Annotated in this window: 19 protein-coding genes and 1 pseudogene; 13 read left to right on the forward strand and 7 right to left on the reverse strand. The window is 69.7% G+C overall.

The genetic code is table 11. The annotated features are described in order from the left end of the window. The first annotated feature begins 94 nt into the window (after nt 1-94). The gene (locus ABFX55_RS25635) at nt 95-412 is read left to right on the forward strand and encodes a hypothetical protein (protein ID WP_346125027.1); all 318 of its coding nucleotides are present in this window, start codon (nt 95-97) and stop codon (nt 410-412) included. A gap of 162 nt (nt 413-574) precedes the next feature. Here ABFX55_RS25635 and ABFX55_RS25640 read toward each other — a convergent pair whose 3' ends face one another. Beyond that, on the reverse strand, nt 575-1,222 hold the full coding sequence (locus ABFX55_RS25640) for a TetR/AcrR family transcriptional regulator (protein ID WP_346125029.1): 648 nt from the start codon (nt 1,220-1,222) through the stop codon (nt 575-577). Nucleotides 1,223-1,393: 171 nt separating this feature from the next. On the opposite strand from ABFX55_RS25640, the gene ABFX55_RS25645 reads away from it, so the two are divergent. Together ABFX55_RS25645 and ABFX55_RS25650 are read left to right on the forward strand one after the other, a co-directional pair. After that, nucleotides 1,394-1,741 carry a hypothetical protein gene (locus ABFX55_RS25645; RefSeq protein ID WP_346125031.1) on the forward strand — a complete coding sequence of 116 codons (348 nt, stop codon included), beginning with the start codon at nt 1,394-1,396 and terminating at the stop codon, nt 1,739-1,741. A 122-nt stretch (nt 1,742-1,863) separates the two neighbouring features. Next, the gene (locus tag ABFX55_RS25650) at nt 1,864-2,577 is read left to right on the forward strand and encodes an SRPBCC family protein (protein WP_346125033.1); all 714 of its coding nucleotides are present in this window, start codon (nt 1,864-1,866) and stop codon (nt 2,575-2,577) included. Between the two features lie 289 nt (nt 2,578-2,866). On the opposite strand, the gene ABFX55_RS25655 is transcribed toward ABFX55_RS25650, so the two are convergent. After that, nucleotides 2,867-3,346: an MSMEG_6728 family protein gene (locus ABFX55_RS25655; protein WP_346125035.1), complete on the reverse strand. Its 480-nt coding sequence runs from the start codon at nt 3,344-3,346 to the stop codon at nt 2,867-2,869. Nucleotides 3,347-3,748: 402 nt separating this feature from the next. Between ABFX55_RS25655 and ABFX55_RS25660 the strand changes: the two genes are divergently transcribed. The 3 genes and pseudogenes from ABFX55_RS25660 to ABFX55_RS25670 all read left to right on the forward strand — a co-directional run. Beyond that, nucleotides 3,749-4,381 (forward strand): PRC-barrel domain-containing protein, encoded by a 633-nt coding sequence (locus ABFX55_RS25660; RefSeq protein WP_346125037.1) that lies wholly within the window; start codon nt 3,749-3,751, stop codon nt 4,379-4,381. 557 nt (nt 4,382-4,938) lie between these two features. Continuing rightward, on the forward strand, nt 4,939-5,205 hold the full coding sequence (locus ABFX55_RS25665) for a WGxxGxxG family protein (RefSeq protein ID WP_346125039.1): 267 nt from the start codon (nt 4,939-4,941) through the stop codon (nt 5,203-5,205). A gap of 193 nt (nt 5,206-5,398) precedes the next feature. Then, a pseudogene (locus tag ABFX55_RS25670) lies at nt 5,399-5,917 on the forward strand (serine hydrolase); the annotation flags it as partial. A 14-nt stretch (nt 5,918-5,931) separates the two neighbouring features. On the opposite strand, the gene ABFX55_RS25675 reads toward ABFX55_RS25670, so the two are convergent. Beyond that, the gene (locus ABFX55_RS25675) at nt 5,932-6,822 is read right to left on the reverse strand and encodes a LysR family transcriptional regulator (protein WP_346125041.1); all 891 of its coding nucleotides are present in this window, start codon (nt 6,820-6,822) and stop codon (nt 5,932-5,934) included. A gap of 37 nt (nt 6,823-6,859) precedes the next feature. Between ABFX55_RS25675 and ABFX55_RS25680 the strand changes: the two genes are divergently transcribed. The 3 genes from ABFX55_RS25680 to ABFX55_RS25690 all read left to right on the forward strand — a co-directional run bounded on the left by ABFX55_RS25680 (nt 6,860) and on the right by ABFX55_RS25690 (nt 10,574). Next, the gene (locus ABFX55_RS25680; RefSeq protein WP_346125043.1) at nt 6,860-7,543 is read left to right on the forward strand and encodes a hypothetical protein; all 684 of its coding nucleotides are present in this window, start codon (nt 6,860-6,862) and stop codon (nt 7,541-7,543) included. Further along, entirely contained in the window at nt 7,540-8,130 is a 591-nt protein-coding gene (locus tag ABFX55_RS25685) for a hypothetical protein (RefSeq protein ID WP_346125045.1), read from the forward strand. Before ABFX55_RS25680 ends, ABFX55_RS25685 begins: the two co-directional genes overlap by 4 nt. Nucleotides 8,131-8,336: 206 nt before the next feature. Beyond that, a complete protein-coding gene (locus ABFX55_RS25690) occupies nt 8,337-10,574 on the forward strand; it encodes an Orn/Lys/Arg family decarboxylase (protein WP_346125047.1) in 2,238 nt (745 codons plus the stop codon). 145 nt (nt 10,575-10,719) lie between these two features. Here the strand turns inward: ABFX55_RS25690 and ABFX55_RS25695 are convergent, their stop codons facing one another. After that, nucleotides 10,720-11,193: a winged helix-turn-helix transcriptional regulator gene (locus ABFX55_RS25695; RefSeq protein ID WP_346125049.1), complete on the reverse strand. Its 474-nt coding sequence runs from the start codon at nt 11,191-11,193 to the stop codon at nt 10,720-10,722. An 896-nt stretch (nt 11,194-12,089) separates the two neighbouring features. Between ABFX55_RS25695 and ABFX55_RS25700 the strand changes: the two genes are divergently transcribed. The 3 genes from ABFX55_RS25700 to ABFX55_RS25710 all read left to right on the forward strand — a co-directional run bounded on the left by ABFX55_RS25700 (nt 12,090) and on the right by ABFX55_RS25710 (nt 15,838). Further along, nucleotides 12,090-12,881 (forward strand): SDR family NAD(P)-dependent oxidoreductase, encoded by a 792-nt coding sequence (locus ABFX55_RS25700; RefSeq protein ID WP_346125051.1) that lies wholly within the window; start codon nt 12,090-12,092, stop codon nt 12,879-12,881. Between the two features lie 552 nt (nt 12,882-13,433). Continuing rightward, on the forward strand, nt 13,434-14,789 hold the full coding sequence (locus ABFX55_RS25705; RefSeq protein ID WP_346125052.1) for a sensor histidine kinase: 1,356 nt from the start codon (nt 13,434-13,436) through the stop codon (nt 14,787-14,789). A 203-nt stretch (nt 14,790-14,992) separates the two neighbouring features. After that, nucleotides 14,993-15,838 (forward strand): class I SAM-dependent methyltransferase, encoded by an 846-nt coding sequence (locus ABFX55_RS25710; protein WP_346125054.1) that lies wholly within the window; start codon nt 14,993-14,995, stop codon nt 15,836-15,838. A gap of 79 nt (nt 15,839-15,917) precedes the next feature. On the opposite strand, the gene ABFX55_RS25715 is transcribed toward ABFX55_RS25710, so the two are convergent. After that, nucleotides 15,918-16,535 (reverse strand): hypothetical protein, encoded by a 618-nt coding sequence (locus ABFX55_RS25715; protein ID WP_346125056.1) that lies wholly within the window; start codon nt 16,533-16,535, stop codon nt 15,918-15,920. Between the two features lie 203 nt (nt 16,536-16,738). Here ABFX55_RS25715 and ABFX55_RS25720 point away from each other — a divergent pair, with 203 nt between their 5' ends. Next, entirely contained in the window at nt 16,739-17,185 is a 447-nt protein-coding gene (locus ABFX55_RS25720) for a hypothetical protein (protein ID WP_346125058.1), read from the forward strand. Nucleotides 17,186-17,208: 23 nt separating this feature from the next. Here the strand turns inward: ABFX55_RS25720 and ABFX55_RS25725 are convergent, their stop codons facing one another. Together ABFX55_RS25725 and ABFX55_RS25730 are read right to left on the reverse strand one after the other, a co-directional pair. Next, a complete protein-coding gene (locus ABFX55_RS25725; RefSeq protein WP_428834790.1) occupies nt 17,209-18,834 on the reverse strand; it encodes an ABC-F family ATP-binding cassette domain-containing protein in 1,626 nt (541 codons plus the stop codon). A gap of 314 nt (nt 18,835-19,148) precedes the next feature. Then, nucleotides 19,149-19,922, reverse strand: a complete 774-nt coding sequence (locus tag ABFX55_RS25730) for a TetR/AcrR family transcriptional regulator (RefSeq protein ID WP_346125061.1) — start codon at nt 19,920-19,922, stop codon at nt 19,149-19,151. Nucleotides 19,923-19,975 lie beyond the last annotated feature (53 nt).

A 19,975-nucleotide genomic window follows, 5' to 3' on the forward strand; every position in this document is an offset into this window, starting at 1 on the left:
GACTCTGATCAGGTGCGGAAGGAAACGAGCTCGGACGCGGGTGCGGGTGATACGAGCTCGGACGCGGGTGCGGTGATCGGGCGGGCGTCCATCCGTGGATCGCGAGCGAGGTCGATCTCCTGACGGATTCGGCAGAGGTGACCCGGTCGTCGTCGTGCTGCCCTCGGGTGAGCAGTTCCGGGGAAGCGAAGTGGCCGAGAACCTCGACTTGATCTCCAGGTCTCACTTCAATCTCGAACGTGATGCCGGTAAGCCCCAGTCGAGGGAGCGGAAGAAGCTATGCGGGCACATCGCCGGCTGGATTGTGGACGAGGACAAGCCTCTGCGATTGCCGGTGGCGTCGATGGGCGAGCCCCTGCGGCTCCCGGAAGGGCCGAAGGCATTCCTGGACGCCTGTTTGGCCGCTGACTAGTGGCTGTTGTCATCGCGCTCTTGTGGAGAACGGCCCCGCGTCTGGCGAAGACCAGGTAACCGGAACGCGGGTCCATCATCTGTTCACGTCTTCTCCGGAGAGCGCCAAGATCCCGGTCTCTCGCCAGGCCGCTGAAGCGGCTTCCGCTGCTGCCGTCTCTGCTCAGTGCGCCAGCAGGTCGTCCAGTTCGGCCGCGAAGAGCAGGGCGGGGTCGAACCCCATGCCGGTGAAGTGGCCGGCGAGCTCCAGGGACAGGACGCCGTGCAGCCGGGTCCAGAAGCTCAAGGCGCGGTGCAGGACCTCGGGCCGGGCGGGGTGGCCGTTCGCCCATTCGCGGTGGTCCGCCAGGTGTGCGTCGAACGGCGTCGCGGGACTGTCCGTGGGCAGCGCCGAGCAGGCGTCGAGCAGGATCGCCATGGTCTCGGAGGAGATGAGCGTGATGTCGTCGGGCGCGTGGTAGCCGGGGACGGGGGTGCCGTAGATGAGGAGGTACCTCTGGGGATCCTCCAGGGCCCAGGCGCGCAGGGTGTGCGCCAGCACGCTTAGGTCGGCGCCGGTTGTGGCGGCCGCCCGGAGAGTGTCGGCCAGGCTTCGGTAGGCGTCCCTGACCAGCTCGGTGATCAGTTCGTCGCGGCTGGCGTAGTAGCGGTAGAGCGCGGGCCCGCTCATGCCCATCTGCTTGGCGATCCCGTTGAGGGAGAGCGCGGACGCCCCCGTCGTGGCGAGCTGCTCCCACGCGTGTTTCTTGATCTCCGCGCGCACCTGGGTGCGGTAGCGCTCACGTGGGGTCTTCGTGCCCGTCCCCGCCATGACCTGCCCCCCTCGCTACAGCTTGAAGATTTAGTTAGAGGCTATCACGAACCTTATTGACGCCCCCTTACATGTCTGGTTATAACTTCTAACGTACGCATCAGGCTCTAACTGCCCTGAGTGCGCGGCGCGGATACGCGGCGGCGCACTCGGCAGACGAAGGGAAACACCATGACGACCGCGTCCCCCTCACTCGCCCCCACCGGCCGGTCCACTCCGCTGGCGGTGACCGTCTCCTCCTGGGCCGTCCCCGTCATGGTGCTGGGTCAGTTCGCCATGCTGGCGATCGTCCCGGTCGCGATCGCGATGGTCGGCGCTCTCCGCAACGGCCGCGACCGCGCGGTCCGCTGGGCGGCCGCGCTGCTGACCATCTCGTACGCGGTCCCGCTCGTCATATGGCTGACGCGGCCCGACGGCGCGCCGAGCCTGTCCAAGGACATGCACCCCGGGTTCGTCGCTTTGATCGTCGCCGCGTCCGCCGTACTCATCGGGTCCATCCTCCGAGCCCGCCGGCACTGAAGGAGTCTGCCCCCGGCGGCACTCCTGTCCCCCTACGGCCGCGCGCCGAACGGCCCGCCCTCGAGCGCGGCGGCATCGCCTACGAGCGTTCACTCCCGGTCCTCCCAACCGAAAGGAACACCATGACGGACAACGGCCCCTCGACCCTCTCCGGTCAGCAGTCCCGCCCCACGGACGAACGAACTGTCCGCCCCCGGACCCGCGCCCGGCTCACCGCGCTCACGGTCTCACTCGCCATCGCCGGCACCCTCGCAGGCAACCTCCCTGCCGCACAGGCCGCCACCGGCCGGCCCCTGGCCACCCACCACGGTGGTGGACTCCAGTGCCGTGGGGAGGGCGTCGACACCACCGCCAAGATCCGGTACCGGACCGAGACGTTGATCAAGGCGCCGCTGAGCACCATCTGGAAACTGCAGACCGACGTGGAACGCTGGCCCTCGTGGCAGAAGCCCGTCACCAGCGTGAAGCGCCTGGATCCGGGCCCGCTGCGCAAGCACTCGCGGTTCCGGTGGACCACCCCGGTGCCCGCCACCCCCGTCAGCCCGCCCACCACGCTGGTCATCACCTCCACCGTCCGGCAACTGCAGCACCACACGTGCATCCGCTGGACCGGGCCCGCGATCGGCGAAGGGCTGCGCATCGACCGGGGCGTCCACGTCTGGACCTTCACCAAGGTCAGGGGCGGTGTCCTCGTACGCACCGAGGAGACCCACGCCGGCGACCAGATCGAGACCGACGTTCCCCTCGCCACCCACTTTCTCGGAAAAGGTCTCGAAGCCTGGCTGCGCGACCTGAAGACCACCGCCGAAGCCCGCACCCAGTCGCGCAGGCGCTGAAGTACGGAGCGCTGCGGCCCTCCAGGAGACGTGGCGCCAAGAACGGCCCTGCCGATGGCCTCGCGAGCCTGAGGCAGGGTCCTGTCCACCCCTCCCACCACCTTGACCACCCGCGCCGGCCCGCTCCCGCCGACGCCGCCTCCACGATGCGCCCAGGCCGGCCCGAGATCGCGGTCGGCCTGCTCGCTTTGACGGCCGCCGTGGCCGCAGTCCTGCCCGTCGGCCGGCTGGAGCTGGATCCGGTGGTGTACGGGCTGCTCGTCGAGGGCGTGATGCTGCGGATCCGGCGTCATACAGGTGTACGGCGGGCCCGATCCGACACCGGCCACACGTACGGCAGGTCCATCGGCACACCGGTGAACCACCTCTGGTAGTGCTCGGGATCCTTGCGTAGCAACGCTGACCGGTGGCTGCGGTGGAAGTCCTCCTCCCCCAGCCACGGCGGCAACTCCCCCGCCGTGGCGAGCGCGTCCTGCGAACGCACCGTTTCGACGGCGAGCGCGCGCCGGAAGTCAGCCAACAGGGTGGTCGCGCAGGTGTCGGCATATCCGATCTCACACCAGGCGCGGCACATCTCCATGCCGTATCTGGTGAGCGCTTCCTCGTAGCCCGCCCACATGGCGACCGCAGGATGGTGGCGCCAGCCGTACCCGGCAACGGTCAGCCCGCGCAGCACCTGTATCGCCTCGACACGCTGTTTGCCGAGCCGCCGTGGGTCCAAGATCAGCGACGTGGCCACGAAGTCGGGATAGGGCAAGAACGTCTGCACCCACGGTGACTACCCTGCATGCCGTACCAACTCACGCACACGGCTGGGCGCGAGGCTGCGGCGCGAGATGTGCATCCGCTCTCGAAGCGCCTGGCTGGAACGCCCGCATACGAACACGGGGGATCGCGTGGCGGTCCTGCCCCGCCAACCGCCCCGGGTCGCACCAGGTCAGCCGTTCAAAGACCTGGTCAACGCAGCGTAGAGGTGCGCTTCTGGCCTGATGTGAAGCGGTGTCGCCGCTGAACCGCGATGCCGCAGGCCACGCGGGACCGTCTCGGCGTCACCGTAGGACCGCCGCGAGCTGAGGAACCGTAAGGTGCTCTGTACCAGTTTGAGATATTTCGTCCCAATTTGGCGGGTAGGTCGGGTAACGACCGACACCAAGGAGAAGGGGGAAAGCGAATGATCACGCAGGAGCAGATCCCCGCGGTTCTGGACCATGACGTCTACGACGCCAACGGAGCCAAGATCGGCGAGGTCAAGCACCTCTTCCTCGACGAGGCCACCGGGCGGCCCGAGTGGCTGTGCATCAAGACCGGCCTGTTCGGCACCAAGGAGTCCTTCGTCCCGATGCGGGATGCGGAGCTGGTCACCGACCACGTCGAGGTGCCCTACGACAAGGACCGCGTCAAGGACGCCCCGAACGTCGACGTGGACGCCGGCGGGTACCTGTCGGCCGAGGAGGAGCGCGAGCTGTACCGGTACTACGGGATGGACTGGGAGTCCTCCTGGCAGCAGGCCAACCGGCCCGGCGAAGGCTGGGCCCACGAGGGCGGAATGCGCGAGCGCGAGCGCCTCGGCCACACCGACACCGGAGACATGGACATCCAGAACGGCTACGCCGACACCGGGGACACGGGTATCCAGAACGGCTACGCCGACACCGGGGACATGGGTACCGAAACGGGCTACGCCGACACCGGCATGGGCCGTCGCGGCGACCCGATGGCACGCGGGGAGGATCGGCCGGATGTCGGCGCCGGGACCCCCGAGCGCCGAGCCCGGTTGCGCAAGTACATCGTCACCGACGAGTAGCACGCCAACGTTCCGCTCACCCGCTACGAGGTGCGGGTGGAGCGGGAACCGACCACCGAGGCCGACCGAGACGCGGCGCCTGGCGGGCCGGACATCACCGAGTCCGAGCACGAGCGTCACCCCGCACGAGAAATGGCCGAAGGTGGAGGAGACCGTCCCGTAGGAGCCGGGTCCGCATGACCAAGGACCAGGTCGCCGACGAGGAGACCGTCTCCCACGAGACGGGCCGCACCTACTGAGGGCGGACACCCGGCATACCAGGACACCACATTCCATGACATCGTCGGTGTCCTGATCCCACAGGCTGTTCGCCACGCCTGGTTCCTGCCATTCCTGTCCGCGGAACGGCGGGGACCCCTTCCATCGCTCGACGTCCCTGATGAGGCACGACCTCGCAAGGTGGCGGGACGCTTCGTGTCGAAGCCAGTCGGCCATCGTAGGGGTTTCGCGCAGCAGGGAATCCGGCGTTCTCCCCTTCCGGGAAGACTCTCGGTACATCGTCCGGAGGGGGCAACAGGCGGTCTCCGAACGCGAGACCGCCAGATCGGGGGAATTCAATGCGTACGATCCTCACGAGCCTGGGGCTGGTCTTCCTGCTCACGCTCGCCCCGGCCGCGGCCGTCACGGCGGAGGCTGCCGCCGTCCCGGCCGCGCACAGCCAGATCACCCCATCGCCGCAACCCACCGAGAACAGAGACGAGGGCGGCAACGGGGGCATGTGGGGGCTGCTGGGCCTGCTCGGTCTGCTCGGCCTCGCCGGCCTACGCAAGCAGAAGGCCCGCGTCGGCACGGCCGAGCACATGCCCAACCGCCCGAGGCCGTAAGGCGGAGGCGGGGCGGCCGCATGCCGCAGAAGCCGGGGCGGCGGGAACCGTCGCCCCGAGCGCCTTGCGAAGGCGGGTCTAGGCTGCACACGAACATCATCCTGCTGGGGCTTGTGGTGGAGAAGGTCGGCGGCCTGCCCCTGCCCGAGTTCATCCAGCAGAACGTCCTGGAGCCGGCCGCCTACGGCACACCGCCCTCCCGACCGGCGCCGCCTTCTCGAAGCCCCACGCCCACGGCTACACCGACCAGACCGCCTCGGGCGCGGTCGAGGACGCCACCGACTGGAATCCCTCCTGGGGCTGGGCCGCGGGAGCGATGATCTCCAACCTTCAGGACCTGCGCACGTGGGCCCGCGTCCTCGCCACCGGCACCCTGCTGACCCCCAAGACGCAGGCCGAACGCCTCAAGACGCGCCCGGCGACCATCCCGGGCACCGGGTACGGACTTGGCGTCTTCGACGTGCGGGGCTGGATCGGACACAACGGCTCGCTGCCCGGCTACCAGTCGCTGACGGTGTACCTGCCCGAGGCGCAGGCGACGCTGGTGATCCTGATCAACACGGATATCTCGCACGACGGTGCGCAGCCCAGCACTCTCTTCGGTCAGGCCATCACGCGCATCGTGACCCCGGACCACGTGTTCGACCTGCCCGAGCAGGCGCCGTCGCCGAGACCGCAGCCATCCGGGTCACGGACCGGCGAAGGCGACTGAGCGCGCGCATCACGTCAGGGGTGAGGGGGTGGAAACAGGGAACGGAAGTTGCCGACCATCGGGTTCGGGTCGCCGGTGCGCCAGGTCAGATCCAGTGTGACCGCGCGGACCGGTGGCGACAGGGGGCGGAAGGCGACGTCGCGGCGCCGCAGCCGGGTCACGGACTCCGGCACGATGGACACGCCGATCCCTGCTGCCACCAGGCCCACGATGGTCTGCATCTGCACGGCCTCCTGCACGACGTCGGGTTCGAATCCGGCCGTACGTGCCACCGAGGTGATCCGGTCGTGCAGCGCCGGCCCGTATCTCCGCGGGAACATGACGAACGGCTGCCCCGCGAGTGCCGTCGCCGGCAGGGACGTGCGCGAGGCCAGTGGATGATCGGCCGGCAGGGCGGCCAGCAACAGCTCACGGGAGACGGTCTGCGTGGTGAGCACCTCGGCGGCGGGCCCGGCCAGCGGCGCGTGCAGCAGGCCGACGTCGAGCAGGCCCTGACGCAGTTCCTCTGCCTGCTGGGCGGTGGGCAGTTCCCGCAACTCAACCTGGACACCTGGGTAGCGGGCGCGGAAGCGGCGCAATACCCGGGGCAGCGTGAGGTTGGTCGCCGACCCGACGAACCCGATCACCAGTCGGCCCGTCTGTCCCCTGCCGACCCGGCGGGCCGTCTCGACGGCGAGCGCGGCATGGGCCAGGCTGGCGCGGGCCTCGGCCACGAAAGCTTCACCGGCGGGCGTGAGGCGTACCTGACGGGTCGTGCGTTCGAACAGTCGCACGCCCAGTTCCTCTTCCAGTTTGGCGATCTGCTGGCTGAACGGCGGCTGCCGCACGCCCTCGCGAAGCGCGGCCCGGCCGAAGCTGAGCTCTTCGGCCAGCGCGACGGCGTAGCGCAGCTGCTGGAGATTCATAGGCGGAGGATATCAATGGGGGCGTATATCCCTTTTAGTGCGGTGTAATCGGGCAGGCTCGCTGAAGCTGGGCGATATGAAATCGATGATTGTCGCCCTCTCCCTTCTGAGCAGCACGTTTCATCACGGGTGGGAGGACTTCAGGACCGACCGGCCGCTGTACCTGTCCGGGACGGTGACGCAGGTCCGGTGGGGAAACCCTCATCCAGAGGTGCGTGTGCGGGTGGCCGCCCCCGCGCGTCTGCCGTCCGGGCTCGCCGAGCGTTCCATCCCCGCCGAGCTGGAGCAACTGGGCGGGCGGGACGTGCTGCGGCGTACCCAGGCCTTCGATGGGCGGGAGGAGGAGGTGGTGCTGATCCTCGCGCCCGTGGAGCGGCTGACGGCATGGGGGATGCCGGATCGGGTGACCGAGGGTGAGCGGGTGGAGGCGGTCGGGTACGTGCACCGTGAGCACGCCGAAGAGTTCCGGCCTGAGCTGCTGGTCCGGCAGGACGGGCAGGCCGTCCGGCAGCGTTCGGTTCCTTTGCCGCAAAGCCCGCCCCCCGTTTCGCCGGGCGATCCCGCCGAACAGCCTGCCGGGCAGGGCTCCACCACCGCGGCCTCCGGCTCCGACCAAGGCCCTGTCGTTCTGCCGTGGCTGATCGGTGGCGCCCTTCTGATCGGCGGTGGCACCGTGGCGCTGACGATCCGGGCCAGGCGGACCGGAGGGAAAGCCTCATGACAGCGGCCTTCCCGCAGCGCCACACCGCGCAGGCGGAGGCAGCCGGTGAGGCAGGGGCACTGCAGGGGTACCACGCCGCGCGGTCGGACCCTCAGTCAGCGGGGTGGCTCGACGCGCTTACCTGGCTCCAGGAGACGTGGGTGGCGGAGTTCGTGCGGGTGACGCCGTGGGTGTACTCGTCGCTGGAGATCGTGCACTTGATGGGGCTGGCGTTACTGGTCGGACCGGCCCTGCTTTTCGACCTGCGGCTGCTCGGCGCGGGAGCGGACGTGATCTCGGTGTCGGCGGCGGCGCGGCGGTTGCTCCCGGTGGCCAGGGCGGGGTTGGCGCTTGCCGCGCTGTCCGGAGCGGCGATGTTCACGGCCGGTGCCCGGGAGATCGCAGGCACCGGCGCGGCACCGGTCAAGGCGGGTCTGCTCGCCGTGGCCGGCCTCAATGTGGCGCTGTTCCATCTCGGCGTCTATCGCCGGGTGGAGGCGTGGGGCGACGATCGCCGAGCGCCTCCGGCGGCCAGGGCGGCGGGCGCCGTCTCGCTGGCGACGTGGACGGGAGTGGTCGCCTGTGGGCGGCTGATCGCCTACACCTGACCGGCGCGCGGGAACGCCGGGTCAGCCGTCCGTGCAGCTGAGAAAGGGGCTGAGCGACATGAGGATGTGTTCCCGCGGCTCTACGACGTCCCGCGCCTGCCATGGACTGGCCTGGGAAATACGATTACCCAGGGTTGACCTTCGACTCCTCTGCGTTACCCTTGTGTAGGGATCTTCCCACCCCTCCCCCGATCACGGAGTGCCGCATGGAGCGAACCGTTCTGGCCGCCGTCACCGAACGTCCCGACGCCGATTCGGCGCTCGCCGAGCAGATCCGCCGGGTGTGCGCGGCGATGGATGAGCACGGGCTGCAGGTGCGCTGGACCCACCGGGCCGCGGACGCCATGGCGGTGGTGGGGTCGGACGCGTCGCTGACGGCGGTCCTGGCAGCGTGGGACGCTCCCGGGGCCGAGGAACTGCTGGGCGCGGTGGGCAGGCGGTTCCGCGGCCTGCCCGTCTTCCTGATGACGCAGGAGCAGGAGCTTCCGCTGTGGGTGTACGAGGTCATCCAGGGCTACGTCTTCCCGCTGGAGGACACCCCGCAGTTCATCGCCGGGCGCATCGCCCACGCGGCCGACGAGTACGCCGAGAAGATTCTTCCGCCGTTCTTCGGCGCGCTGCGCCGCCTGCAGGATCACCATCGCTACTCCTGGCACACCCCGGCGCACGCCGGCGGCGTGGCGTTCCTCAAGTCACCGGTCGGGCGGGCGTTCTTCGACTTCTACGGCGAGCGGCTCCTACGGACGGATCTGTCCATCTCCGTCACCGAACTGGGGTCGCCGCTCGACCACACCGGCCCGATCGGAGAGGCTGAGCGCAACGCCGCCCGCATTTTCGGCGCCGACCGCACGTTCTTCGTGGTCAACGGCAACTCCACCGCCAACCGCATCGTCGGTCACCATGCGATCGCCCGCGACGACACCGTCCTGGTGGACCGCAACTGCCACAAGTCGGTCCAGCACGCGCTGGCCATCAGCGGCGCCCGCCCGGTCTATCTGGTGCCCGAGCGCAACGGGCTCGGGCTGGCGGGCCCGATCCCCTCCGCGACGCTGGAGGCGGACGCGGTCCGGGCTCGGGTGGCCGCCCATCCCCTTGCCGCCGGAGAGCCGACGTACGCGGTGATCACCAACTCGACGTACGACGGGGTGTGCTACGACGCGGTGCGGGTCGGCGAGTTGCTCGGCGCCAGCGTGCCACGGCTGCACTTCGACGAGGCGTGGTTCGCCTACGCCCGATTCAATCCGCTCTACGCCCGCCGGTACGGCATGGCGATCGACGAGCGCACGCTGCCGGGCCCCGACCGTCCCACCGTGTTCGCCACCCAGTCGACGCACAAGCTGCTGGCGGCGCTGTCGCAGGCGGCGATGGTGCACCTCCGCCCCGCGGAGCGGGCGGAGGTCGACTACGACGCGTTCAACGAGACGTACCTCATGCACGCCTCCACGTCGCCGCTCTACCCGTTGATCGCCTCGCTGGACGTCGCGGCGGCGATGATGGACGGCCCGTCGGGGCCGTTCCTCACCGGGGAGGCGATCGTCGAGGCGGTCCGGTTCCGGCAGGCGATGGTACGGCTGGCCGCCCGCATCCGCGAGGACGGCCTGCGGTCCGACTGGTTCTTCGGCGTCTGGCAGCCCGCTGAGGTCACCGACCCGCGCACCGGCCAGGTCTTCTCCTTCGCCGACGCCGATCCGGCGCTGCTGTGCGCCGAGCCGCGGTGCTGGACCATGGAGGCGGGGGCCGCGTGGCACGGGTTCGACGGGATGTCCGAGGGCTACTGCCTGCTCGACCCCGTCAAGGTGACGATCACCTGCCCGGGCGCCGACGCCGTCACGGGCACGCTCGACTGGGGCATCCCGGCCCGCGTCGTGGCCGCCCACCTGGAGCGGCGCGGCATCGTGGTGGAGAAGACCGGCGATCACACGTTGCTGGTGCTGTTCTCCATGGGGATCACCAAGGGCAAGTGGGGCACGCTCATCGACGCGCTCACCGACTTCAAGAACGCCTACGACGACGACCTGTCCCTGGCGGAGGTGTTGCCCGGCTTCGGGCCGCCCGCGATCTCGCTACAGAAGTACTGCACCCTGGTCCACGAGAAACTACGCGACTCCGGCGTGGGGAAGCTGCTGGACCAGGTGTTCACCAGCCTGCCCGAACCGGTGTCAACCCCCGCCGACTGCTACCAGGCCATGATCCGGGCCCGCACCGAGTCTGTCCCTCTGGACGATCTGCCGGGCCGGGTCGCCGCGGCCACGGTGGTGGTCACCCCGCCGGGAATTCCCATGCTGATGCCCGGCGAGGCGACCGGTCCGGCCGATGGCCCGCTGCTGACGTATCTGCGAGCCTTGGAGGACTTCGACCGGACCTTCCCCGACCTGGCCACTGACATCCACGGCGCCCACCGCGACGGCGAAGGCCGCTACTGGGTGGAAGTCGTCAAGGACTGAGCTCGGCGTCTACGCGCGCTCTAGGGGACAGACGGAGTGGGGGCGGCCTGCTGGTCGCGGTGATGCTCACTCGGCGAGGTACGGCACTCCGGCGACGCCACGTGAAGTCAGGTCAGTGCCATGAGTGGCAGTGCTCACCGCTTGGTCAGTCCACGTCCGCGGAGTGTGAGCCCGGCATGCCGGGGCCGTGTACGACGTGGATCTGCTTGAGGTCGGTGACCGGCCCACAGCTGGAGCAGGTCGTCTGCTCGGCGATCGCCCCGCCGCAACCGATGTGCCGATACAGGATGGGCGGGCCGTCTGGCGCCGCCCATCGATCGCCCCACTGCGTCAGTGTGATGATCACGGGCGCCAGGTCGAGCCCCTTCTGCGTCACGACGTAGCCGGCCCGATCGGGCTGCTCCTCGCTCGACCGCCGCTCGAGAATGCCTGAGTCGACAAGGCTGTCGAGGCGTTTCGCCAGGATGTTGGTCGCGATGCCCAAGCGCTGGAAGTCGGCGAAACGGGTCGCGCCGGCGAAGAGCGCGTCGCGCACGATCAGCAGGCTCCACCGCTCACCGATGACCTCGAGCGCCCTGGCGGCAGAGCACACCTGCGTGTCGTATGTCCTGCCCAGCATGACGGCCACCTCCCGGATAGACACTTGCGTCAAGCAAGTGTACGGCCCTAGCCTCACTTGCATCACGCAAGTGTTCTCCGAGGGCCCAGGAAAGAGAGAAGACCATGGACGCCACCCGCCCAGCAACGCCTGACCCGCACACCGGGACGCTGCTGTCACAGCGGCCGACTCCGGCGGCACGAGCCCTGTCCCGCCGGCCGGCTGGGACACCGACCAGGTTGCGGCGCACGTAAGCATCGTCGCTGCCGTCCCGTCGTCGCCGGCCACGCCTCGGCCGGGACCGCTCGGGAAGTCCCGGACGGCAACGATCCGCGCATCCGTCCCTACTCCAACGGCCTGCTGCCCGGCACCTGGACCGACGGCCCAGGCTCCGGCCTCCCACCGGACGAACGCGCCGGAGCGCATGCGGCCGCGCCCCCGTCGACGTGATCCAGTCCACCGCCACCGCACACCATCGGCCACTTCATTCGACCTCCTCACCGGCCGCGACCACGACCAACCGCCCGACTCCGAGGCCACCGGCATCTTCGAGGGCTTGCTACGGGACCGCGAGTGAGCAGGGCGCGGACGTCGGCGGCGAACGCGGCCCAGGTCGGTAACCGACCGCGTTTCACCGAACCGGGACGATCCGGTCGCCATCCGGCACAGGCACACCCACCCACCGAGGCCACACCCCGACCAACCCGAGGCCATCCGGTCGCCATCCAGCACAGGCACACCCCGACCAACCCGAGGCCATCCGGTCGCCATCCAGCACAGGCGCACCCGACCGACCGGGGCGCCGTGTCGGCGGGCCACCCGTACAGGCGAGGTTTCGGAGACGTCGTGATGAGTCCCGCTGCCCACAGCCCCTGCACCGCGGCGCCCGCTGCGGTCACGAAAGAGGAGAACGCCCAGTGGATCTGCACCTGACAGGCAAGACCGCGGTCGTCACCGGCGGCAGCAAGGGAATCGGCCTGGCTCTCGTCCGCACCCTGCTCGCCGAGGGGATGCACGTGGTCACCGGCTCACGCACCATCACAGCGGAGCTGAAGGAGACCGGGGCCGTGCCCGTGACCGTCGACCTCTCCACGGCCGAGGGCCCGGCCCGGCTCATCGACAGAGCCATCGACGAGCTCGGCGGCATCGACCTGCTGGTCAACAACGTGGGCGTCGGCGACACCGACGACTTCGCCAAGGGGGCCAGGCTCAATCTGCTGGAGCTGCCGGATGACGCCTGGGAGCACACCTTCAACCTGCACTTCTACAGCGCGCTGCGTGTCAGCCGCGCCGCGCTTCCCAGCCTGATCGAGCGCCGGGGCACGATCATCAACGTCTCCTCGGTCGGGGCGCGGACCGTCGCCGCCGGGCCCGCTGACTACAACGTCTCCAAGGCCGCGCTCAACGCTCTCACCAAGGTGATCGCCGAGCAGTTCGGGGGGCAGGGCGTGCGCGCCGTCACCGTGTCGCCGGGACCGGTGAGCACCGCGGTATGGGCCGACCCGGACGGCTTCGTCGGCCGCCTCGCGAAGGAGCAGGGCGTGTCCCACGAATCGTTCGTGGAGCAGGCGATCATCGGGCTCGGCGTGACGACCGGCCGCATCAGCACGCCGGAGGAGGTGGCGCGGCTCATCGCCTTCCTGGCCTCGCCCAACAACATCACCGGCAACGAGTACCTCATCGACGGGGGCATGATCAAGAACGTGTGACCTCCGCGGGGCCGCGTGCTGCCCGCCTTTCATCGTGACCCTGGCGGCGTCGTCGGGGGGTGGATAAAGGCCTCCTGGAAGACGTACGCGGCTTCTTCCGGCGTTTCCGCTGGACGAGCCCGCGCGTCGTCGTGCCCGCGGTTGGTGAGAAAGCCGTGGTGACAAAGACGTGGTGACAAAGCCGTGGTGACAAAGCCGTGGTGACAAAGCCGTGGTGAGAAAGCCGTTCCCTGGGAGCGTTCGCTCCTCAGGGAACCCGGCCGGTCACCAGCCGCCCTGATAAGGAGAGCGTCGTCGCGGGCCAGGCTGACCGCCCTCGCCTTCGGCGAGCACCTGACCTTCGAGCCGTTCTCCCCTCCCTGCCGTCGGCGACGCAAGGGCCCCTCATCCATGACGTCGGCGAGGGATGCCTCACGCTGCGGCGTGCCGTGGTCGGTCACCCTGACTTTGCCAGCGGTTCTCTATGCTTTCCGTACAGCTCGGGGGAACTGATGAGATCTGCAACAGGCTCGCGACGCCGGATGCTCTAGCGTGACGTGGTCGCCGGCACACATGCCCATCAAAGTCAGGATGTCGGTCGCCGCGGTACTGGTGACCGGCCTGCTGGTCGGTGCGCTGTACGCGGTCGTGCTGGTGCTGCTCAGGCAGGAGGCGGTGGACGAGGCCCAGCTGCACGCGTCACGGGCCGCTCAGCGCCTGGTCTTCGACGCCGAGGCCGACAAGCTGTCGAGCCCGCTCATCACCTCGAGCCGGGACGAGCTCGCGCAGATTCTCGGCCGCAAGGGACAGGTCGTCAAGGCCAGCGCCACGATCCTCGGGGAGCCGTCGATCCCCGCGACGCTACCCGCACCGCAGGAGCTTCGCAGCGACAGTTCGGTGTGCGGCTACCCGCGGCCGGACAGCCCCTGCCTGCTGGCCACGGCGCACCGGTTCTTCCTCGACAACAAGCCCTTCATCGCCATCGCCGCCACACCGGAACCCGGCCTGCTGCCTCGGCCGATGTGGGCGCTGTTGTTCGGGGTCGTCGCGATCGTCACCTTGATCTTGCGGGGTGTCTCCATGTGGTGGGCGGTGGGCCGTACGCTGGCGCCGGTGGAGGCGATCAGGGCCGAGATGGACCGGATCATCACCGCGACGGACCTGCATCGCCGAGTGCCTCTTCCTGAGAGGCGAGATGAGATCCAGCGGCTGGCCATGAGCGTCAACGCGACGCTGGACCGGCTGGAGCGCGCCGTCGAGCAGCAGCGCAGGTTCGTCTCCGACGTCTCCCACGAGCTGCGCAGCCCCATCACTGGCCTGCGGACGGGACTGGAGGCCGCCGCGCTGCTGCCTGACGAGATCGACAGGGCCGAGGTCGTGGAGTCGGCGCTGACGGCCACCGAACGGCTGGAGAACATCGTCGCCGACCTGCTGGTCCTGGCGCGGCGCGACGCCGGCATCGCCGAAAGTACCGAGCCGGTCGATCTGGCCGCGCTCGTCAGGCAGGAGGTGGACCGCCGTCCGCGACGGGTGCCGGTCACGGTCACGGCCGATCCGCGGGTGATGGTGGAGGCCAGCACGCTCGGGATCAGCAGGGTTCTCACCAACCTGCTCGACAACGGCGCACGCCATGCCCGCGCCGCCGTTCAGGTGAGAGTGTTCAGAGACGGCGAGGACGCCGTCGTCTCCGTCCATGACGACGGCCACGGCGTCCCCGCCGGCAGCAGGGAGCGCGTCTTCGAGCGGTTCGTACGGCTCGGCGAGGGCCGCCGGCGCGATCCGCGCGGGAGCGGCCTCGGACTGGCCATCTCCAGGGAGATCGTGCGCGATCATCACGGATCCCTGACGATCGTCGACAGTCCCGTCGGCGCGTGTTTCGTCCTGCGCCTTCCCGCCCCTGCGCCGGCCCCCGCGCCCCGTCCTGCCTAGTCACCGACCTGCCAGAGACTCGGCACGTGCGTGCCGGCGCGGTGTTCGAAGCGGGTCGGCGAGTTCTCCCTCTCGCTACCATTGCCGAGCCCGTCCAGAGCCCGCTGGTCCGCGTCTCCCGCCGGGTGAAGGGGCCAGGATGACCGCGACGCCGCCGGCGGCTCGATCTGCCTGCGGCTTCGCCGACTCGTGGAGGGATCGCCATGCCGGATGGATGGCAGTGGGACAGCACCCTGTTCCAGGGAAGTGCCGCCTACTACGAGCGCGGCCGGCTGCCGTACGCTCCGGGCTTCGCCGAAACGATGGCCGCGGCGCTCGCCCTGGACGGCCGGGGCCGGCTCCTCGACGTCGGCTGCGGGCCTGGCATCGTGACGCTGGCCATGGCGCGGTTCTTCGCCGAGGCGGTCGGCGTCGACCCAGATGAGGACATGCTGGCCGAGGCCGAGCGGCAGGCCACGCGTCGCGGGGTGACCAACGCGCGGTGGGTGGCTGCGCGCGCCGAGGACCTACCGGCCGGTCTGGGCGAGTTCCGGGTCGCGGTGTTCGCCCAGTCCTTCCACTGGACGGATCGGGACCGTGTCGCCGCGACCGTGCTGGAGATGCTGGAGCCGGGAGGCACGTTCGTTCACATGAGCGACCTCAAGAGTCCGCCGCCCGAACCGGTGCCGCCGCCGCTGCCCGCTCCGCCGTACGCGCAGATCAGCGACTTGGTCCGTCGCCACCTGGGCCCGGTACGCCGCGCGGGTCAGGGAACGCTCGTCAACGGCACGCCGGGCCGGGAGGACCTCGTCCTGGCGCGGGCCGGGTTCGAGAACTTCCAACGGCATGTCGTGCCGGCAGGGGAAGTGGTCGACCGCACCGCGGACGACATCGTGGCGTGGGTGTTCTCCCGATCCGACTCCGCCCCTCACCTGTTCGACGGCAGGCTGGAGGACTTCGAGCGGGACCTGCGCGCGGTGCTGCAGCGAGCGGCGCCCGACGACCGCTTCGCTGAGCGTCTTCCGGCAACCGAGATCATGAGCTGGCGCAAGCCGCGTCGTGAGCGGTGACGGCGACGCCGCGACGGCCCGCAGCCCGTCCGTGATCGAAGGTCCGTCCATCCCGACGGTGTGCAAGGCTCCCAGATCTTCAGGAGGTGGCGGCTGAGCTTCTGGGGTTGGTTCCGTCCCACTCCTCCAGGGGAGCGCAGTGCCATTTCCACCCCACCTGCCGCTCCTGGCCAGGCAGGTCCGCACGACCGTTGGCCCATAGCAGGGTCAGCCAGGGGTCCGTGTCCGTCGGCGCCCATGGGAACAGGCGCCGCAGTGTGGCGGCCGCGACCTCCCCAGAGGGAACAAAGGGCTGATTGACGCCTGTCCCGACATCAGCGGTATGCACGAGCATCTCGTCGCAGGCCATGGCCGCGAAGCCGGTCGCGTCGGCTCTGCCGTCGGGGTGCCATCCTCGGGCCTCGGGCGAGGTTCCGTTGACAACATGCGCGAGGACGGTGGCGAAGGCGTCCATCGTGGCGATCAGGTCCTCCGGCTCGGATTCCGGGCGAACGCGCATCTCCATGGTGCTGAGTTCCCTGTCGCCGGCGACAAGGTCAGTGGCGTACCAGATCAGGCAGTCACCGATGTGGGCCACGATGCCCGCCGCGGTCCGGTCCATCCCCGGGATCTGCGTTTCCGCCCACTTCTGATCTGCCACTGAACGCAGGTAAGACCCGCATTCCTTAGCCGTGCGAAGAATGATAGCCGCATCCATATGCGAATCTTTGCACGAAAAGATGGCCTTCGACCGCCAGGGCTCTCGATCAGCGAGGCGGCCGGGCCCGGCGGGACGAACACCCCCGCCGGGACGAAGATCCACCGGCGTGAGCACGCCTGAGGATGCGAGCCGGGACTGTCGCGGGGAGACGCCAGCCGGATGCAAGATCTCTCCAAGTCGCGTCTCCTACCGTCCTGGCCATGGGAAAGACACATGTCATCGGTGGAGTCCTCGCCCTCGTGATCGGCACAGGCGTCCCGGCCTCGGCGCAGGCGGCCGCGGCCTCCCCCATCCATTGGGGCCCCGTCAGATCGTCAGCGGGACACGCCGGCCACGCCAAGGCCGACGTCTGGATCACCGACTTCAGCGCCGAGACATTCACCGTGCACGGCACGCTCCACGACCGCGACACACATCGCGGCCACTGTGCCTCCATCCGTGCCCGCTTCCACTACGTGGGCGGCGGCACCGGATGGAGCCGGCCCCGCTCGACCTGTTCGGCCAGGAGCTCCTTCCGGCTCACCTCGGACGGAGAGATCAAGCGGGTGGACGTCAGGGTCTGCCTCTACGACCTTGCTTCGCGCAAGACCTTCACCTGCCACTCCGACGCCATCACGCCCGAGATCATCGCGAACTGGCCCCAGTGACCCCCCACGGGGTGAGCGGCGCGTCACTCACCGGCGAGCCCTCCGGTCTCCAGCAGCCGCCCGCCGGACAGCTCCAGCCAGCGGTCCACCCCGATCTCCGTGAGGAACCGTTCGTCATGGCTGACCACCACGAACGCCCCCTCGTACGCTCCGAGCGCGCTCTCCAGCTGTCCCACGCTGGTCAGGTCGAGGTTGTTGGTGGGCTCGTCCAGCAGCAGGAGCTGGGGCGCGGGTTCGGCGCAGAGCACGCAGGCCAGCGTGGCGCGCAGCCGTTCGCCGCCCGACAGCACGCCGACCGGCAGGTGCGCACGCGCGCCCCTGAACAGGAAGCGGGCCAGCAGGTTCATCCGCTCCGCCTCCGGCATGCCGGGAGCGAACGCGGCCAGGTTCTCCGCCACGGTGCGCTCGACGTCGAGCAGGTCGAGCCGCTGTGAGAGGGAGGCGATCCGGCCGTCGGCCCGCCTGGCACTGCCGCCGTCGGGTTCCAGCTCGCCGCTGACCAGGCGCAGCAGGGTTGACTTGCCCGCGCCGTTGGGGCCGGTCAGCGCGATGCGCTCGGGTCCGCGGATCGTCAGGTCGATGCCGGGCTCGGCGAACAGGCCGCGGGCCTGCAGGTGTTCGCCGAGGAAGACCGTGCGCCCCGCGGGGACGTTGGTCCCGGGCAGTCGCAGCGCGATCCTCTGGTCGTCGCGCAGGGTGCGCCCGGCCTCGTCGAGCCTGGCCTTGGCGTCGCCGACACGGGCGGCGTGCGTCTGGCCCGCCCGCCCGGCCGACTCCTGGGCGCCACGCTTCATGTTCCCCGCGAAGATCCGCGGCAGACCGGCGTTCTTGAGGTTGCGGGCGGCGTTGCTCGCCCGGCGCTCGGCCCGCTCGCGGGCCTGCTGCATCTCCCGCTTCTCGCGCTTGAGCTCCTGCTCGGCGCTGCGCACGTTCCGCTCGGCGGCCTCCTGCTCCGTCCGTACGGCCTGCTCGTAGGCCGTGAAGTCGCCGCCGTAGAAGCGGACCTCGCCCCTGTCCAGCTCGGCGATGCGGTCCATGCAGTCGAGCAGGGCCCGGTCGTGGCCGACCACGAGCAGGCAGCCGGTCCAGTCGCCGAGCACGGCGTAGAGTTTGCGGCGCGCGTCGAGGTCGAGGTTGTTCGTCGGCTCGTCGAGCAGCAGCACGTCGGGACGCCTGAGCAGCTGCGCGGCCAGGCCGAGCGAGACGACCTGGCCGCCGCTCAGCGTGCGCAGCGTACGCGCCAACTCGAGGTCGCCGAGCCCGAGCCGGTCGAGCTGGGCTCGGGTGCGCTCCTCGATGTCCCAGTCGTTGCCGATCGTGGTGAAGTGCTCCTCGCTCGCGTCCCCCGACTCGATGGCGTCCAGCGCGGCGACCACGGGGGCGATGCCCAGGACCTCGGCCACGGTCAGGTCGCCGGCGAGCGGCAGGCTCTGCGGCAGGTACCCGAGCACGCCGTTGACGGACACGCTCCCGCCACCGGGCCGGTACTCGCCGGCGATCAGCTTGAGCAGCGTGCTCTTGCCCGCGCCGTTCGGGGCGACGAGGCCCGTACGGCCGGCACCCACGGTGAAGGACAGGTCACTGAAGACCGGCGTGTCGTCAGGCCAGGAGAAGGACAGGTTGGAGCAGATGATGAACGCATCGGACATGTGGAAGACCTCGTACGTACGTGATCCGGGCGCGCCGAAGCCGCCCGGCAAAGGGGACAGGGATTCGGGTACGACGACGGGGGCCACATCGGCGGCGGTCATGCGCGCCTGCCGGGGCCGGTCAACCTCCGGTATCACCCGGAGATGTCGTCGTCACCTGCCACGTCTGGTCTCCTAGTTTCCGTACGAGCGTCTTTCACCATAGCAGCCGTCGAGATCAGCGCGCGTCGGCCGTCCGGGCCTCCTCCTGCCGCGACCGGTAGGCAGTTGCCCTGAGCAGCGACGGCTTCAGCTCCGCCACGGTCGAAGCCCGATCAGAGCGGGTGCTGTCCGCGGGTGCCGATGAGTGCGCCGAGTCCGTCCATGAGCATGCCGAGCCCGAATCGGAACGCCCCCTCCGGGTCAGTCGCCAGGCCGGTGGCCTCGCCGAGACTCGCCGCCACCCGCCTGGCGACGGGATAGGAGGCGCCCGCCATCGCCTTGCCCAGGCTCGGCCCGACGCTCTCCCACCACTGGGTGTCCGTCAGAGAGCTCTCCTGCCTGACGCGCCGCAACGAGATCGTCTCGCGCGCCGCGTTGGAGACCAGGCCGAGGATCGCCGTCAGGGTCTGGTCCATCTCGATGTCGCTCAGGCCCAGCCCGTCGAGGGCGGAGAGCTCGATCTCGTACTTGCCCGAGATGCCGGGTCCGGGGACCGGGCGGCCCGCCGCGATGTCGACGGTCCACGGATGGGCCATGTGATGGTCCCAGTTGGCCTGGGCGATGTGCTCGATCCTGGCCCGCCACTGCCCCGCCTGTGCCGGTGGGGTGGTGTGGGCGTAGACCTCTGTGGCCACGGCGTCGAGCATGAGCTCGACGAGCTCGGACCGTCCGGCGATGTAGGGATAGAGAGCCATCGTGCTGACGCCGAGGTCGCCTGCCACGCGGCGGATGGTGAGCGCGTCGAGCCCCTCCTGGTCGGCCAGGGCGATCGCCGCCCGGGTGATGACCTTCGGCGTCAGCCCCGACCGGCTCACGGCCTCCGTGGGCCGCCACAGCAGCCCGATCAACTTGGCCGGATCGCCCGGACGCTCCGCTCTCTTGGCCACCGAGGACTCCTCTCTGGTTTCTTACAATGTATTGTACTGCGTAAGAAGTATGG

The sequence above is a fragment of the Nonomuraea roseola genome (assembly GCF_039535395.1).
Lineage (GTDB): Bacteria > Actinomycetota > Actinomycetes > Streptosporangiales > Streptosporangiaceae > Nonomuraea > Nonomuraea roseola.